Origin of the sequence: Chryseobacterium sp. MYb264 (assembly GCF_035974275.1) — a bacterium.
GTDB lineage: Bacteria > Bacteroidota > Bacteroidia > Flavobacteriales > Weeksellaceae > Chryseobacterium.
This window is the reverse complement of sequence record NZ_CP142422.1, coordinates 3,318,452-3,333,354: the sequence shown is the minus strand read 5'-3', so window position 1 is coordinate 3,333,354 and position 14,903 is coordinate 3,318,452. Positions and strand designations below refer to the sequence as shown.

At 36.9% G+C, this 14,903-nt stretch carries 15 protein-coding genes; 4 read left to right on the top strand and 11 right to left on the bottom strand.

Annotation, left to right across the window (positions count from 1 at the left end; all coding sequences use genetic code 11):
* The first annotated feature begins 6 nt into the window (after window positions 1-6).
* The gene (locus VUJ46_RS14370) at window positions 7-975 is read left to right on the top strand and encodes a T9SS type A sorting domain-containing protein (RefSeq protein ID WP_326981433.1); all 969 of its coding nucleotides are present in this window, start codon (window positions 7-9) and stop codon (window positions 973-975) included.
* Between the two features lie 127 nt (window positions 976-1,102).
* Here the strand turns inward: VUJ46_RS14370 and VUJ46_RS14365 are convergent, their stop codons facing one another.
* From VUJ46_RS14365 to VUJ46_RS14355, 3 genes are all read right to left on the bottom strand, one after another.
* Complete coding sequence (locus tag VUJ46_RS14365) at window positions 1,103-3,094, bottom strand: M4 family metallopeptidase (protein ID WP_326981432.1); 1,992 nt, start codon at window positions 3,092-3,094, stop codon at window positions 1,103-1,105.
* A 292-nt stretch (window positions 3,095-3,386) separates the two neighbouring features.
* A complete protein-coding gene (locus VUJ46_RS14360; RefSeq protein ID WP_326981431.1) occupies window positions 3,387-3,692 on the bottom strand; it encodes a hypothetical protein in 306 nt (101 codons plus the stop codon).
* A 114-nt stretch (window positions 3,693-3,806) separates the two neighbouring features.
* Window positions 3,807-4,295, bottom strand: a complete 489-nt coding sequence (locus VUJ46_RS14355; RefSeq protein WP_326981430.1) for a YkgJ family cysteine cluster protein — start codon at window positions 4,293-4,295, stop codon at window positions 3,807-3,809.
* Between the two features lie 124 nt (window positions 4,296-4,419).
* Here VUJ46_RS14355 and VUJ46_RS14350 point away from each other — a divergent pair, with 124 nt between their 5' ends.
* A complete protein-coding gene (locus VUJ46_RS14350) occupies window positions 4,420-4,800 on the top strand; it encodes a group III truncated hemoglobin (RefSeq protein ID WP_326981429.1) in 381 nt (126 codons plus the stop codon).
* 48 nt (window positions 4,801-4,848) lie between these two features.
* Here the strand turns inward: VUJ46_RS14350 and VUJ46_RS14345 are convergent, their stop codons facing one another.
* The 8 genes from VUJ46_RS14345 to fumC form a co-directional block, all read right to left on the bottom strand.
* Window positions 4,849-5,919 carry a calcium:proton antiporter gene (locus tag VUJ46_RS14345; RefSeq protein WP_326981428.1) on the bottom strand — a complete coding sequence of 357 codons (1,071 nt, stop codon included), beginning with the start codon at window positions 5,917-5,919 and terminating at the stop codon, window positions 4,849-4,851.
* Between the two features lie 65 nt (window positions 5,920-5,984).
* A complete protein-coding gene (locus tag VUJ46_RS14340; protein WP_326981427.1) occupies window positions 5,985-6,314 on the bottom strand; it encodes a DUF6122 family protein in 330 nt (109 codons plus the stop codon).
* Window positions 6,314-7,030: a DNA alkylation repair protein gene (locus VUJ46_RS14335; protein WP_326981426.1), complete on the bottom strand. Its 717-nt coding sequence runs from the start codon at window positions 7,028-7,030 to the stop codon at window positions 6,314-6,316. The genes VUJ46_RS14340 and VUJ46_RS14335 overlap by 1 nt, the downstream gene beginning before the upstream one ends.
* Window positions 7,031-7,159: 129 nt before the next feature.
* Window positions 7,160-8,440 (bottom strand): cation:proton antiporter, encoded by a 1,281-nt coding sequence (locus VUJ46_RS14330; protein WP_326981425.1) that lies wholly within the window; start codon window positions 8,438-8,440, stop codon window positions 7,160-7,162.
* 22 nt (window positions 8,441-8,462) lie between these two features.
* A complete protein-coding gene (locus VUJ46_RS14325; RefSeq protein WP_326981424.1) occupies window positions 8,463-9,092 on the bottom strand; it encodes a DUF4919 domain-containing protein in 630 nt (209 codons plus the stop codon).
* Complete coding sequence (gene hflX / locus VUJ46_RS14320; RefSeq protein WP_326981423.1) at window positions 9,092-10,318, bottom strand: GTPase HflX; 1,227 nt, start codon at window positions 10,316-10,318, stop codon at window positions 9,092-9,094. The genes VUJ46_RS14325 and hflX overlap by 1 nt, the downstream gene beginning before the upstream one ends.
* Before the next feature lie 363 nt (window positions 10,319-10,681).
* Window positions 10,682-10,876: a hypothetical protein gene (locus tag VUJ46_RS14315; protein WP_326981422.1), complete on the bottom strand. Its 195-nt coding sequence runs from the start codon at window positions 10,874-10,876 to the stop codon at window positions 10,682-10,684.
* Window positions 10,877-11,110: 234 nt separating this feature from the next.
* A complete protein-coding gene (gene fumC / locus VUJ46_RS14310; RefSeq protein WP_326981421.1) occupies window positions 11,111-12,505 on the bottom strand; it encodes a class II fumarate hydratase in 1,395 nt (464 codons plus the stop codon).
* 257 nt (window positions 12,506-12,762) lie between these two features.
* Here fumC and VUJ46_RS14305 point away from each other — a divergent pair, with 257 nt between their 5' ends.
* Window positions 12,763-14,370, top strand: coding sequence for a fumarate hydratase (locus VUJ46_RS14305; RefSeq protein WP_326981420.1), 1,608 nt, complete (start codon window positions 12,763-12,765; stop codon window positions 14,368-14,370).
* A gap of 181 nt (window positions 14,371-14,551) precedes the next feature.
* On the top strand, window positions 14,552-14,848 hold the full coding sequence (locus VUJ46_RS14300; protein ID WP_326981419.1) for a hypothetical protein: 297 nt from the start codon (window positions 14,552-14,554) through the stop codon (window positions 14,846-14,848).
* The last annotated feature ends 55 nt before the right edge of the window (window positions 14,849-14,903 follow it).

Genomic DNA, 14,903 nt, shown 5'->3' with positions numbered 1-14,903 from the left:
TTTTACATGAAAACAAAATTAATTTTTTTACTGTGCTATCTATTTTTAAACCTGTTAAAAATACAGGCACAATGCAATCCCACTATCACCAGTCCTAGATTGGGAGCTATGTTTCAGGACAAAATCGTTTTTTGTACTTCAGAGACCGAAACAATTTCCACGACGCAGACTTATGACACTTATCAATGGTATAAGCAGCAATGGGACTGGCAGACGCCGAATACAAATCCTTGGACTGCTATTCCCAATGCCAACTCGCAGACCTTAACGATTAACGGGACGGATGATATGCTGTATTATTTTAAAGTTGTCGTTACACAGGCCGACTGCTCTTCCGAAAGTCCTGCCATTCTTGCGGACGGATATGCCTATGGGCTTCCTTATATGATAGCTGACTTTACGCCGGGAACGTTTGAAGAGGTGGGGCCAGGAGAATATAATATCTGTGAAGGAGCCACGGTAAAGTTAGATGATGGCTTTCCTCAGGTGTACGGAAAACATACCTGGTTTAAATGTCTTCCGAGCAGCAACCCACCTTCAGTGACAGATCCTTGTATTGTTCCAGGGGCAACGGATGATACTTTTATTGCCGCGGAATCGGGAGTTTATGGATTCTATGCCTGTACGGAGTATTGTCCTGATATGTGCGAAATGTTGAGCATTAATGCTTTTTTAACCCTGAATTTCGGACAGTGGAGCAGTTGTACTTTGGGAACGGGAGAAACGAAACCGAAGGATAATAATTTAAGTATTTATCCGAATCCAACCACGCAGTTTTTATATATCGGAAAAGAATCTGATAAGAAATATACAGAAGTTTCTATTATTGATATGACAGGAAAGCTTGTTCTTCAGAAAAAAGATCATCAATATAAAGAAGCGATTGATGTAAGCGGATTAATAACCGGAACTTATCTTATTGTTTCTAAAAGTATTGACGGAAAAGTTTATAAAAATAAATTTATTAAAAAATAAATAACAGTAATAGTGTTATTTGATATGGAGATGCCGGTGCAGAAGCTTTTTCTGTGCCGGTTTTTTTATTGCAAAAGCAGCCCGTAAAATGAATTACGGACTGTAAGAAAATGTAATGAAAAGTTGATTATTTAATGATAATTTTTTTTGAAAACATATCTCCGCTTGAATTGATTTTCAGTAAATAAACTCCGCTTTGCACGCCGTTTACCTGAATTTTATTAACCCCTGAATTCAATTTTTGAGAAGGTATTAAAAGTTTTCCGGAAAGATCATACAATTCATATGTAGAATCTCCCTTAGCTGGTGTTTCTATCGTAAAATATCCTTGAGAAACAGGATTGGGATATACTCTGAAATCATTCTCTGTAACTTTCACAGTTTCGCTGGTCGCCAGATTTCCGTTTCCGAAACCTACTGCGTACCATGCTTTTGCATTCTGGATGGCTTCATTGCCATTGGCTCCGTACAGATCTGTTATTGCCATTTTAGTAGCATTGTAGGCATCTAGGTAAGTTGCATTGGGTGTTAAATAGTTTGTTAATGTTCTATAAATTATCTTCTCTGATTTTTGAATTCCAATTCCTGTTACTGAATAAGTATTTCCAATGTCGTTTGTTCCAGCTCCTCCTTGTGATAAAAGATAAAACCAATAATTTCCTACGCCGCTGTTGGTATGTACGCCACCATAATCATTTGATTCTGATGGATTGCCTGTTGGTTCCCAAAAAGTACCCATATACGTGTCGGGTTGGGGCTGGAAAGCCGAATTTGGATCTCCCATATTTCTGAAATAATTGGGAGAATTTCCAGGAGGATTTATAAATATTCCTTCAGCCACTGTCCAATTGGGATTTAATCCTGTATAGAATTCAATTGCCGTTCCCATCATATCTGCAATAGACTCGTTCAACGCTCCGGATTCCCCTGCATAATTAAGACCTCCTAAACCATTTCTGCTGACCACTAGATGTGAATATTCATGCCCTGCAACATCAATCATTACAACTGGATTTAATACGGCTGTATTATTTATTTTTCCATTCCCATATACCATTGCTACGATGCCATTTTGATCTATAGCTGCAGCATTGGCGCCATTATGACCAGGATCATCACTAAAGACATTCATATTTATATTATAGTAATTTCTTACGAGTGTACCATTGTTATCAAAACTATTTCTATTGTGTCTTGCTAAGTAATAATCATGTGTTTTTTCTATTCCCCAATGTACTTCTACAGCAGGTTTAGTGGCGTTGGATGTATAATTTGCGGTAGAATTGTTATATTCTGTAGCTCCTACAAAGCTTCCGTTTTGGTTTATATCGCCATCAAAATTAGTTCCGTTGAAAGTATGTATTTTTCGTGCATTATCTCTAAGCCTATATCCGCCTGAATAAGAATCTACCGTGATTTGTTGATTACCTTTATTAAGAGTTGCACTTGTAGAAGGAGTATCTGAGGCATAAATTTTTGAAAGCTTTTTTACAATTTTACGGCTAGCATGATCAATATAGTAATCAAAAGCTTTCATTGGCTTCATAGAAGATGCTTCAGCCTTGGTGGCATAGTATGTTTTTATACCATTTTCACTTTTCACTTTAGCAATTACCGTTTCAGGAGAAGAGAATGTAATCTTTGTATTTTCGGGAAAATCTTTAGAAATAATATTTTCTGCCTCCCTTTCGGACAATGTTGAAGGATTGAGATCAATTTTCCCGGTAAATTCACCATTTACAAAGGTAAGTCTTCCGTTTTTTTCGTGTAAAAGCATCAATTCGTCCTGCACTTTTGTGTTTTTGTAAAAGTGTTGATAAACAGAATGTTTTATACCTAATTCATCTGTGTTTTCGCTTATCAGTTTGAAGGTGTGATTGCTGTCTGCTCCCAACCATTCATTAAAATGAGCGGTAAGATAAGATGAAGTAATATTAAGTCCTTCAAAATTTAAATGGAACGTTCCCATAGAAGAATCTGTTGTAAATTGTGGCAGCTCCCGGACGGAAACTCTCTGTTCCTGAGGATTCTTCTGCTGAGCCATCGTCAGCTGAGGCTGAAAAAAAAAGCCTGTAAAGGCCATAATTGTCAGAGGTAAAGTAGTTGCTTGTGTCATCATTTTTTCTTTTTTTTATTAATGATAGAAATAATCCGTTTTTTTACACAAACAAATATAATGATTTTAAGGTGTTAAAGCATTGGTTGTTAATGTTTTAAGTGTTGTCTTCCTGTTTTTGTTATTTTGTATTATATAAATTAATAGAAATAATTCTATTTCAGAAAATATAAATTAGAAGTTCATTTTAAAGTTAATTTTCTACACTTTTTTTTTGAAATTACTCATGGAAAAAATCCTGAAACATAATGTTCCAGGATCTCATTTCTACTTTAAACAATTAGATTGGTTTTCTCTAATTCGATTTTTTCTTTTTAGATTTTCGCTCTTCTTTTGTTACTTCTTGTGGTTTTGTCGCATCCTGATTAGGATCTGTAGTGGTTACAGTTGTTTGATTTTGAACCGAAGGATCCACAGTCTGCGTATTTTGCTGCGTTGAAATAACGTTGGGGTCAGTTGTCTGCAGCTGTTGATTCTGAGTTTGAGTTTGATTCTGAGTGGTCTGGTTAGGTGTTTCTGCAGGACTTTGTGTTGTTGTCTGCGCCGATACTGCGATTACTCCGACTAATGAGAATGCTGCTGTAAAAATTAACTTTTTCATAATAATATTTTAAATGGTTGTTTAAGTTAAACGGCACCATTTTATCGAATATTATATGTAAATATTTAGTGTAACGTACTTTATAATCTTTTAAGACGATTTTGGAAATGTAGTTTATTTTGCCAAATTCTTCATAATTTTCTCTACAAATTTATATGCCGCAGGACAAATTACGGTATTCTTAATCATAAGATTATTGATCTGGAAGATTTTTTTACGATCTGTATGAGGGTATTCTCTGCATGCTTTCGGGCGGACCTCATATATAGAGCATGTGTTATCTGCATTCAAAAAAAAGCAGGGAAGGTTTTGCAAAACTTTATCATTATCTTCATCTACACGAAGGAATTTCGCTTCAAAATCAGAGGCTTTCATACGAAGATGCTTGGAAATTCGTTCAATATCCTTTTCGGTGTACAAAGGTCCCGTCGTTTTACAGCAATTCGCACATTGAAGACAATCAATTTCCTCAAATACTTCATCATGCGTTTCCTGAACAATATAATCAAGGTTTTTGGGCGGTTTTTTCTTCAATCCGTCCAGAAATTTTTTATGTTCTTTTTGCTTTTGTAAAGCCTGTTTTTTATATGATTCTAAGTTCATTTTGATTCTTCTCCATGCATCGTAAATTCTATTTTTACGATAGGCAAAGATAAAATATTGTTTTCATGAAATTTATCAAGTTCGCGATTGAATTTTTAAATCTATTTTAAGCTAAATTTGAAATATGAAAAAGCTGGAAACACGAGAAGATATTGAAACCCTTGTCAATGCCTTTTATGACAAAGTAATTAAAGATGAGACGATTGGGTTTTTCTTTAATGATATTGCCAAAGTTGACTGGAGCCAACATTTACCTAAAATGTATTCTTTTTGGGAATCTATTCTTTTCGGACAGATGACTTATAAAGGAAATCCGATGGGCGTTCATTTCCCGATCAATGAAATGCAGGCAATGGAGCAAAAACATTTTGATCAATGGCTTACCATGTGGACTTCAACTGTTGAAGAAAATTTCGTGGGCGAAAACGCAGATTTGGCGATTTATAAAGCGGAAAATATTGCTAAACTGATGGCCTTTAAAATGGATTTGGCAAGAAGACTTTAATCGTTTAAAGTTTTAGATTTAACGTTTATGGTTAAATGCCATTTAAGCTTAAGGAACAATAACCGTGAAAATATAAGCGGCAAGATTTACCAATAACACAGTTCCGTATAGTATATTTGTTTTTCCCCGGCTTAAAGAAAGCATAACGATAAATACCGATAGTGATAGGATGATAATATCTTTTTTATCCAAGCCTAAAACCAAGGGAATGTCGTACAGAATACATACCACAGAAACGGCAGGGATCGTTAAACCTATACTGGCAAGGGCAGAACCCAAAGCCAGATTTAAACTGGACTGGATCTGGTTGCTTCGTGCGGCACGAATGGCCGCAACCCCTTCAGGAAGTAAAACAACAGCTGCAATAATTACTCCGACCAAGGATTTGGGTGCTCCAAAGCTCTGAACCATATTTTCAATGGTGGTGGAAAGACCTTTAGCCATCATCACTACAATGGCTAAACAAACTACAAGAAAACCAAAACTAACCAGTGTTTTCGTGAGATTGGGAATATAATTTTCTTCAGAATGTTCTTCAGGAACAATAAAATAATTTCTGTGCCGGATCGTCTGAACCATCAAAAATATGCCGTAAATAACAAGACAGGCAATAGAAACAAAGATCAGTTGAGCCTCATTATAAAAAGGCCCGTTGACACTTGATGTAAAATTGGGAAGAACCAGAGTCAGTATCAGAATCGAGACAATGCTTACCAGATAGGTGGTAGCGGAGGTTCTTGCAAAAAACTGCTCGTAATATTTTACACCTCCTACCAGAATACAGATGCCCAGGATCCCATTAAGAATAATCATGACAGCTGCAAAAACAGTGTCTCTGGCCAATGTAATCGCCTGATCGCCTCCGGCAACCATTAGGGAGATGATCAGGGCAACTTCTATAATAGTGATGCATAGCGCTAAGATAATCGTTCCGAAAGGTTCTCCTACCTTATGAGCCACTACTTCAGCATGATGGACAGCGGAAAGAACGCTTCCCGTAAGTAAAAGCCCTGCAATAATATCATAAATGACCCCGTTGCCCATAAGGCCGGAAAAATAATAAATTACGGCCAGGACGGGGAAGATATAAGTATAATGAAGGAATTCTTTTAATTTCATAAGCGTCTCTAAAATACAAAAAATCTATGATCTTTACCATCTTAAAAGAAAATATTAATAATATTTTAATGACACCATAGGTGATAATCCTGAAAATCAGTGATCATGTGGAGTAGAAGCCCGATGCCAATAACTCTTATATTTCCTTTAAAAAACAGCAGCAAAAAATACACCGCAATGGCATAATAAGAATGTAAAAAGTGAAACCCTATACTCCCACGATTCGGATCAAAAATAGGATGGGCAAACAGATGATCCATATCTACAAGCATGGTCGCCAACAGGATAAAATAGGTTTTTTTCCAATTTTCCCGGTAAAAGATCAGTGCGATAAAAACAGGAAACACCAAATGCAGAAAATAATGAGTTACCGTTTTCCAAAAGAAACAATCCATTATATTCGGCCTTTTAAATAGTTTTGACGTACTTCTTCATCCTGCTTTTCAATGGCGTACCGCAAACAGGTTCGCGGCATTTCCTTGTAGTATTGATCTAAATACTTGATAAGTTCTTTTTCATTTTTCTGACCCATTTCTCTCAATAGCCAGCCGTTTGCTTTGTGCATCAAATCGTGAGGATGATTTAAATTCTTCGTCACCAATTCTTTCGTTAAATCAAAGGAGTCTTTCTTTATATAATGCATTGTCCCGACCACCGCGATTCTTTTATGCCACATTTCTTCGGAGTCTGATAGTTTCTTAAGCAAATCTTCCCTCTCATATTCAAAAGCATATCTCCCAAGGATCTTGTAACAGGTGGAATCCACAAGATCCCAATTATTAACGAATTGCAAATGGGTTAAATAAAATTCTATAATCTCATCTTTTACCGTTTTATCCTTCGTTTTTTCAAATTTGAAAATTAATATAAGTAAGGCCGTTAAACGGTGTTCATGATATTTTGAAGAAAGTAATTCACTCAGCTCTTTTAATGAAATTTTAGTATAATATTCCTTTGCTACAGCACGCTGATCCGGAACTTTTACCCCAAGAAAAAGATCACCCTCTCCATATTCTCCTTTTCCTGTTTTAAAGAATTTAGGAAAAAATGCGGCTTTTTCGGGAATAGATAAAACGGCTAATGCTTCGTGAATTTCTTTAATAATACTCATTTGAAACCTCCCACTAATTTTACATATACTTTTTTATTTCCTCAACATTAATCTGTGAGAAGCAAATGCTGAAATTAACCAGAAATAGCAGATAAATTATTTTCTTCATCTCTGTGTTTATTTTATTGTTTAATGTCCTTCTTCAGCAGCAATACTTTCCAGTTCCCGCTCTTCTTTGGCAATTTTTTTCGGATTTGCTACTTTCGCTATGGTAAGTCCCTGAACAATAATAGAGAATACTACGACACAGTAAGTAATACTTAAAATAATTTCACTGTATTCACTTTTGGGAATAGACATTGCTAAGGCAATGGAAACACCACCACGAATTCCTCCCCAAACCAGAACTTTTACGGTCTGCGGACTAAACGTAGTTCTCATAAACTTCGTTGGTCCCCAAATGGAAATTACTCTTGCAAATAAAACGATTACAATGGCCGCTAAACCAGGAATTACAAAGTGCTTTAGGTCTTTAATCATTAATAACTCAAATCCAATGAATAAAAACAATACGGCATTCAGAATTTCATCGATCAGTTCCCAGAATTTAATTAAATAATCCTGAGTGATGGATTTCATTTTAAACTTAACGTTGAAATTACCCATAAATAATCCGGCAGCTACCATTGTTAAAGGCCCCGAGATATGCATCTGTCTCGCAATCAGGTAGCCTCCCATTACCACAGAAAGGGTAACCAAAACTGAAATAATATAATCATCCACTTCACGCATAAGCCTTGACGTTACCCATCCCAGGACAATTCCCAGCAACAGTCCGCCTCCGGCCTCTTTCAATAATAAAAGTCCAATGTTTTCTATTCCCAGATCAATTTCTTTTCCAATGGCCAGTTGCAGGACTACCGAAAATACAACCACGGCCATACCGTCATTGAACAAAGACTCTCCCGCCACCTTCGTTTCTAAAGATTTTGAAACGTTGGCCTGTTTCAGGATACTTAACACCGCCACCGGATCTGTTGGAGAAATTAAGGCTCCGAAAAGGAGACAGAAAATAAACGGTAACTGGATCCCAAATAGAGGAAGAAGATAAAAAATTCCAAAACCGACCACGAAAGTGGATATAACGACTCCTAAAGTGGAAAAAATAACCACTGGTCTGAGCTGTTCTTTAAGATCATTGATATTAATATGAATTCCCCCTGCAAAGAGAAGGAAATTTAACATCGCTCCCATCAGCACTTCGGTAAAGTCGATGCTGCTCATTAAATTATGAAGATGTCCGAAAGTTCTTGGTAAAAAAGTTTCACCAAAAGATACCAAAATGATGGAAACAACAATGGCAATCACCATAATTCCGATGGTGCTCGGAAGTTTAAGAAATCTGTAATTCAGATAAGCAAATATTGAGGCTAAAACAATTAAGGCCGAAAATGAATAATATAACTCCACGAAGTGTTTTTTTTTATTTGGTTTAAAAATCCAGGTACAGAACCTTGATGTATATCTTGTAGCCGTCTTTGTCCCAGACGTCCATCATGCCATCATTTTGTGCTTTTGACTGTCGGTTAAAATCCTCTCCAATCTGTAAAATATTAAGCAGAATATACTCATCCCCCACAGAATTGACGAGATATGCCGTTTTCTCACTGGCTCCGTCGCCAGATTTTTTAATGGCGTCAGTCAGTAGCCGAAACTGGCTTACGTGATGGGCAAAGTTACCGGCATCCTGCTTGGAATCATAAGCACGTAGCAGGATGAGTAAAACATCGAGATTGGTAGGGTCTTTCTGATATAAAGCATTTCCCAGTTTAATGCATGCATCAGCGTTCTTTTCTTTGAAAGCGTCCGCCAGTTGTTTAAAGTCATCATCTGTGGTTGAAACTTTGTTTTCCTGAAAGTTTCTTCCGTAGTACAGGTATTGCGCTTCCAGGCTGTCTAAAGACTTAGGATAAGCCTTATATTTAAAAATCAGCTTGTCATAATGGTAGGGAGACTGCTTATCGGTAAGATTTTTCTCAATGCTTTTAAAATCTGGTTTCAGCTTCTGAGCAATTCCCAAAACCGAAATAAAAAGCAGCAACAAGAAAAGGCATTTTTTCATTAATTTTTGTTATTATCTTCCTCCTCATCATCGAAATATTCGAAAAGGAAATCATTGTAAGGAAATCTTGAAATATGTATTTTCATTACCTCATCGTAGATCATTTTCTTCATTTCAGGGAAGTTTTCTTTGGTAAGAGCAGAAATAAATACCGTAGGATATTTAGATTTTGCCATCCAGGTATTTTTCCATTCATCAAGAGAAATATTTTTTCTGGTGGAAGGCGTAAGGTCGTCCTCTTCCTTCTGTTCATAACTGAAATCATCAATTTTATTGAAAACCATGATCATCGGCTTTTGATGTGCATTGATTTCCATTAAAATCTGATTAACTGAGTCAATATGATCTTCAAAGCTTTCATGAGAAATATCAACCACGTGAATCAATAAGTCAGCTTCGCGAACCTCATCCAGTGTGGATTTAAATGATTCTACCAATTGAGTAGGCAATTTTCTGATAAACCCTACCGTATCGGTGAGCAAAAACGGAAGATTTCCGATCACTACTTTTCTTACAGTCGTATCAAGCGTTGCGAATAGTTTATTTTCAGCAAAAACCTCAGATTTCGAAAGAGAATTCATCAATGTAGATTTCCCTACGTTGGTATATCCTACCAAAGCTGCGCGCACTACCTTTCCGCGATTGTTTCGCTGGGTCGCCATTTGCTTGTCGATAGTTTTTAGTTTATCTTTTAATAATGAAATTCGGTCACGAATGATACGTCTATCCGTTTCAATTTCCGTTTCCCCCGGACCTCTCATCCCGATTCCCCCTTTCTGACGCTCCAAGTGAGTCCACATTCTCGTTAATCGTGGTAAAAGATACTGGTACTGTGCTAATTCCACCTGAGTTCTTGCGTAGGAAGTTGTTGCTCTTTGGGCAAAGATATCAAGGATCAGATTGGTTCTGTCCAGAATTTTCACTTCCATTTCTCTTTCGAGGTTTTTCAGCTGGGAAGGAGATAATTCATCATCGAAAATAACGGTTCCGATTTCCTTTTCCTTTACATATTCTTTTATTTCCTGCGCTTTTCCGCTTCCGATAAAGGTCTTGGAGTCAGGTTGGGTTAGTTTTTGTGTAAATCTTCTGTCCACTGTAGCCCCGGCCGTAAAGGCTAAAAACTCTAGTTCATCCATATATTCGGTCAGCTTATCTTCGTCCTGATGCTGGGTAACAACACCTACCAAGACCGCCTTCTCGTAATTATGTTCTTTCTTTTCTAGCATTAAATTCTATCTGTATTTATGATTTTTACAAGTTAACATTTTAGCCGGAAAAATCAAAATCAAATTTTAGTAAACATATTATTTTTTAATGTAATATGGATTGCTGACATCTTATGCTTATAAAAGACTGTTGATTTTGTGTGTTGATTTTCAGTTTTTTATGATTGGTGTCTTTTCTGTCAGCGTGCGTTCAACCATTAAGGTAAATCTTATTGTTTGTTACTCTGGAAAATGTAGCCGGGTAGATTCATATTCATATAAAAGGTCAGAGAAAATTCCCTGACCTTTCTTTTTTGAAATCTTTTATCAACTATTTATACATTCGGAGGCCGCTTTTAATAGAATTATAAACAGGCTTTCTGTTTAAAAGGGTCCGGATTCGCACATGTCTACCGGTATAAGGCAGGCTGTTCCGTTGCATGGGTTTCCTCCCGGAGGCGGTGTAATGCAGCAGGCATGATAACCATTCCATTGCACATGAATAAGGTTTCCGGGGCAGGTGTGCCCTCCTAAAACTTCTTTTAAATCCTTTCTGTTTAACTTAATTCGATTTTTCATAATGATTTGTTTTATAGTGGATTGTATTTATATCACTAATTTATGAAAAAAAATGATTGAAAATTGATTTTATTTAAAAAATTGTATTTCAATTGTTTATAAAAAAGCAAAACCTCAGATTTCTCCGAGGTTTTCCCATATTTTATTTTCTGGAAATTGATCATTTTAATTAAAGACAGATGGTTGAAAGCGAATTAAAGTTCCCACCTCAAGTTTTCATCTTTCGACCTTATATTACTTCAAACTTCCCACCATATCTTCCGGTTTAACCCATTGGTCGAATTGTTCGGCTGTTAAAAGTCCAAGATTGACCGCTTCTTCTTTCAGTGTCGTTCCGTTTTTGTGAGCAGTTTTTGCAATTTTTGCTGCATTTTCGTAACCAATATGGGTGTTCAGGGCCGTAACCAGCATCAACGACTTGTCAACAAGTTCTTTGATTCTTTCATGATTTGGCTCTATTCCTACCGCACAATGATCATTAAATGAAATACAGGCATCGGCAATCAACTGAGCAGACTGTAAGAAATTATACGCCATCACAGGTTTGAAAACATTCAGTTCATAATTTCCTTGGGTGCCGGCAAAAGAAATGGTAGTATCATTTCCTAAAACCTGAGCACAAACCATCGTCATGGCTTCATTTTGTGTAGGATTCACCTTCCCCGGCATGATGGATGAGCCTGGCTCATTTTCAGGAATATGGATTTCTCCGATTCCTGAACGTGGTCCTGAAGCCAGTAATCTCACGTCCTGAGCAATTTTATATAAAGAAACAGCCAGTTGTTTAAGAGCGCCGTGAGATTCTACAATGGCGTCGTGAGCTGCTAAAGCTTCAAACTTATTTTCTGCTGTTACAAAAGGAAGATTCGTAAATTTTGAAATATACTCAGCCACTTTTACATCATAACCTTGGGGAGTATTCAAACCTGTTCCAACCGCAGTTCCCCCCAAAGCCAATTCTGAAAGGTGAGGTAACGTGTTTTTTAAAGCTTTAATTCCATAATTCAATTGAGCCACATATCCTGAAAATTCCTGTCCTAAAGTCAAAGGAGTTGCATCCATCAAATGCGTTCTCCCGATTTTTACTATATCTTTAAAGGCTTGTGATTTTTCTTTTAATGTATCTCTTAATTTTTCAACCGCCGGAATCGTTGTTTCAACAACTTTTTTATATGCTGCGATGTGCATTGCGGTTGGATATGTATCGTTTGATGATTGAGATTTATTCACATCATCATTCGGGTGAACTTCAGTTTTGTCACCAAGATTTCCTCCGGCATTTACGTGTGAACGATTGGCGATAACTTCGTTCACGTTCATGTTTGATTGTGTTCCTGAACCAGTTTGCCAGATGACCAAAGGAAACTGATCGTTCAATTTTCCTTCCAGGATTTCATCGCAAACTTTACCGATCATATCTCTTTTTTCAGCAGGAAGAACGCCCAAATCGGTGTTGGTAAATGCGGCCGCTTTTTTTAAATACGCAAAAGCTTCAATAATTTCGTGAGGCATAGAACTTTCCGGACCAATTTTGAAATTGTTTCTTGAACGTTCTGTTTGTGCGCCCCAAAACTTATCTGCAGGAACCTGCACTTCACCCATGGTGTCTTTTTCAATTCTGTAATTCATTGTGATTGAATATTTTTTGTTTAGTTTAAACTTTTTAATCATAAATTTTAACGATTAAAATTTTCCATTTAGTTTGCATTCTTTAGGGATCTCAGCAAAAAAATAGAAATATTTTAATTAAAAAATATGTTCCCATAAAGTTACTCAATAATGAAAAACCTCACAATTTATAATCATTATAAATATCAATCTAAATCACTGATTTTGCTCATGTTTTTTTGCGTAAGCCGTATTTTTGCACCAAAGAAAAAGTAGACATGGAATTTAGATATCAGGATCCGTATCCGATTCAGAAAGATGATACGGTGTATAAGAAGTTGACTTCAGAGTTTGTGAAAGTTGAAAAACTTGGCGACAGAGAGATTTTAACCGTAGATCCGAAAGGTCTTGAACTTCTTGCAGAAGAAGCGATGGCGGATGTTTCTTTTATGCTTCGTTCTTCGCACTTAGAAAGTTTGAGAAGAATTATCGACGATCCTGAAGCTACAGATAACGATAGATTCGTTGCTTATAATTTATTACAAAACGCTGCGGTAGCTGCGGAAGGCGCTTTACCTTCTTGTCAGGATACGGGAACTGCGATTGTGATGGGTAAAAAAGGAGAAAACGTTTACACAGGTGTTGATGACGGAGAATATTTAAGCAAAGGAATTTTTAATACCTATCAAAAAAGAAATTTAAGATATTCTCAGGTGGTTCCTTTAACGATGTTTGATGAAAAGAATTCTGGATCAAATCTTCCGGCACAGATTGATATTTACGCTAAGAAAGGAGATTACTATGAGTTTCTATTCTTAACAAAAGGTGGAGGTTCTGCAAACAAAACTTTCCTTTATCAAAAGACAAAATCTTTATTGAACGAAAAATCTCTTGAAGAATTCATCAAAGAGAAAATTTCGGATCTAGGAACAGCTGCTTGTCCGCCTTACCACTTAGCTTTAGTCATTGGTGGAACTTCTGCGGAAGCGAATTTGGCAGCAGTGAAAAAAGCATCAGCAAAATATTATGATCATCTTCCTACTGAAGGCAATGAAGCCGGACAGGCCTTCAGAGATTTGGAATGGGAAGCAAAAGTTCAGAAAATCTGCCAGGAAAGTGCAATCGGAGCACAGTTCGGCGGAAAATATTTAACACATGATGTTCGGGTAATCAGGCTTCCTCGTCACGCGGCTTCTTGTCCGGTTGGAATGGGAGTTTCTTGTTCGGCGGACAGAAATATCAAAGGAAAAATTACCAAAGAAGGTATTTTCTTGGAGCAATTGGAGCAAGATCCGAATAGATTTTTACCTGATACGCCGCCACATTTGGAAGAAGCGGTTGAAATTAATCTGAATCAGCCTATGTCTGATATTTTGGCTGAACTTTCGAAATATCCAATCAAAACAAGATTAAAATTAAACGGAACGTTAATCGTTGCAAGGGATATCGCTCACGCAAAAATCAAAGAATTATTGGATGCCGGACAACCAATGCCTGAATATTTCAAAAATCACCCGATCTATTACGCAGGACCGGCAAAAACTCCGGACGGAATGGCTTCCGGAAGTTTCGGGCCGACAACGGCAGGAAGAATGGATGTGTATGTAGACGAGTTCCAAAGCCACGGCGGAAGCATGGTGATGCTGGCAAAAGGGAACAGGACGAAAGACGTGACCAACGCTTGCCATAAATACGGAGGTTTCTATATCGGCTCTATCGGAGGTCCTGCCGCGATCCTGGCGAAAGACAATATTCTCTCTGTTGAGGTAGTGGATTTTCCGGAATTAGGAATGGAAGCGGTAAGAAAGATTGAAGTAAAAGATTTCCCTGCATTTATTATTACTGATGATAAAGGAAATGATTTCTTCGCAAATCTTGCTCATTAAAAATATAGAATTGATGCGCAGATGATAGACAAATAGAACATAGATAAACAGTCTATTATCTATCCATCTATTATCTAGACGTCTTTAATTTAGTTTAAAATAAAAATAAATAACAAAATACGGCTTATATGTTTTGTGTGAAACAATAAAAAGCTGTACTTTTGCCTAAAATCTTTAAAGAATGATAACGATTTTATCAGCATTTTGGCCGTTTTATCAGTTCCTTTGGACCGTATTTTTCATAATCATGTTCCTGGTAGGATTCTGGTGTATTTTCATGTTCTTCGGATTGGTAATTCCTATGTGGTTGACTGAAGGTTTAAAGGAGTATTTCGGAAAGGTAAAACCTTTTGATCCAGAAGATATAAGAAGCAAATTGCTTACGGAGCAGGAAGGAGTTGAAGTAATCTTCAGCGAACCTAAGGGGCATGGTCCTTTTTTACACGACCACGGTCACGATAGTCACGGACATCATTAATTGATTGTCATTGCTTTCTCACATGAATTCCGAGAAAGTAATATCAAAGCAAAAC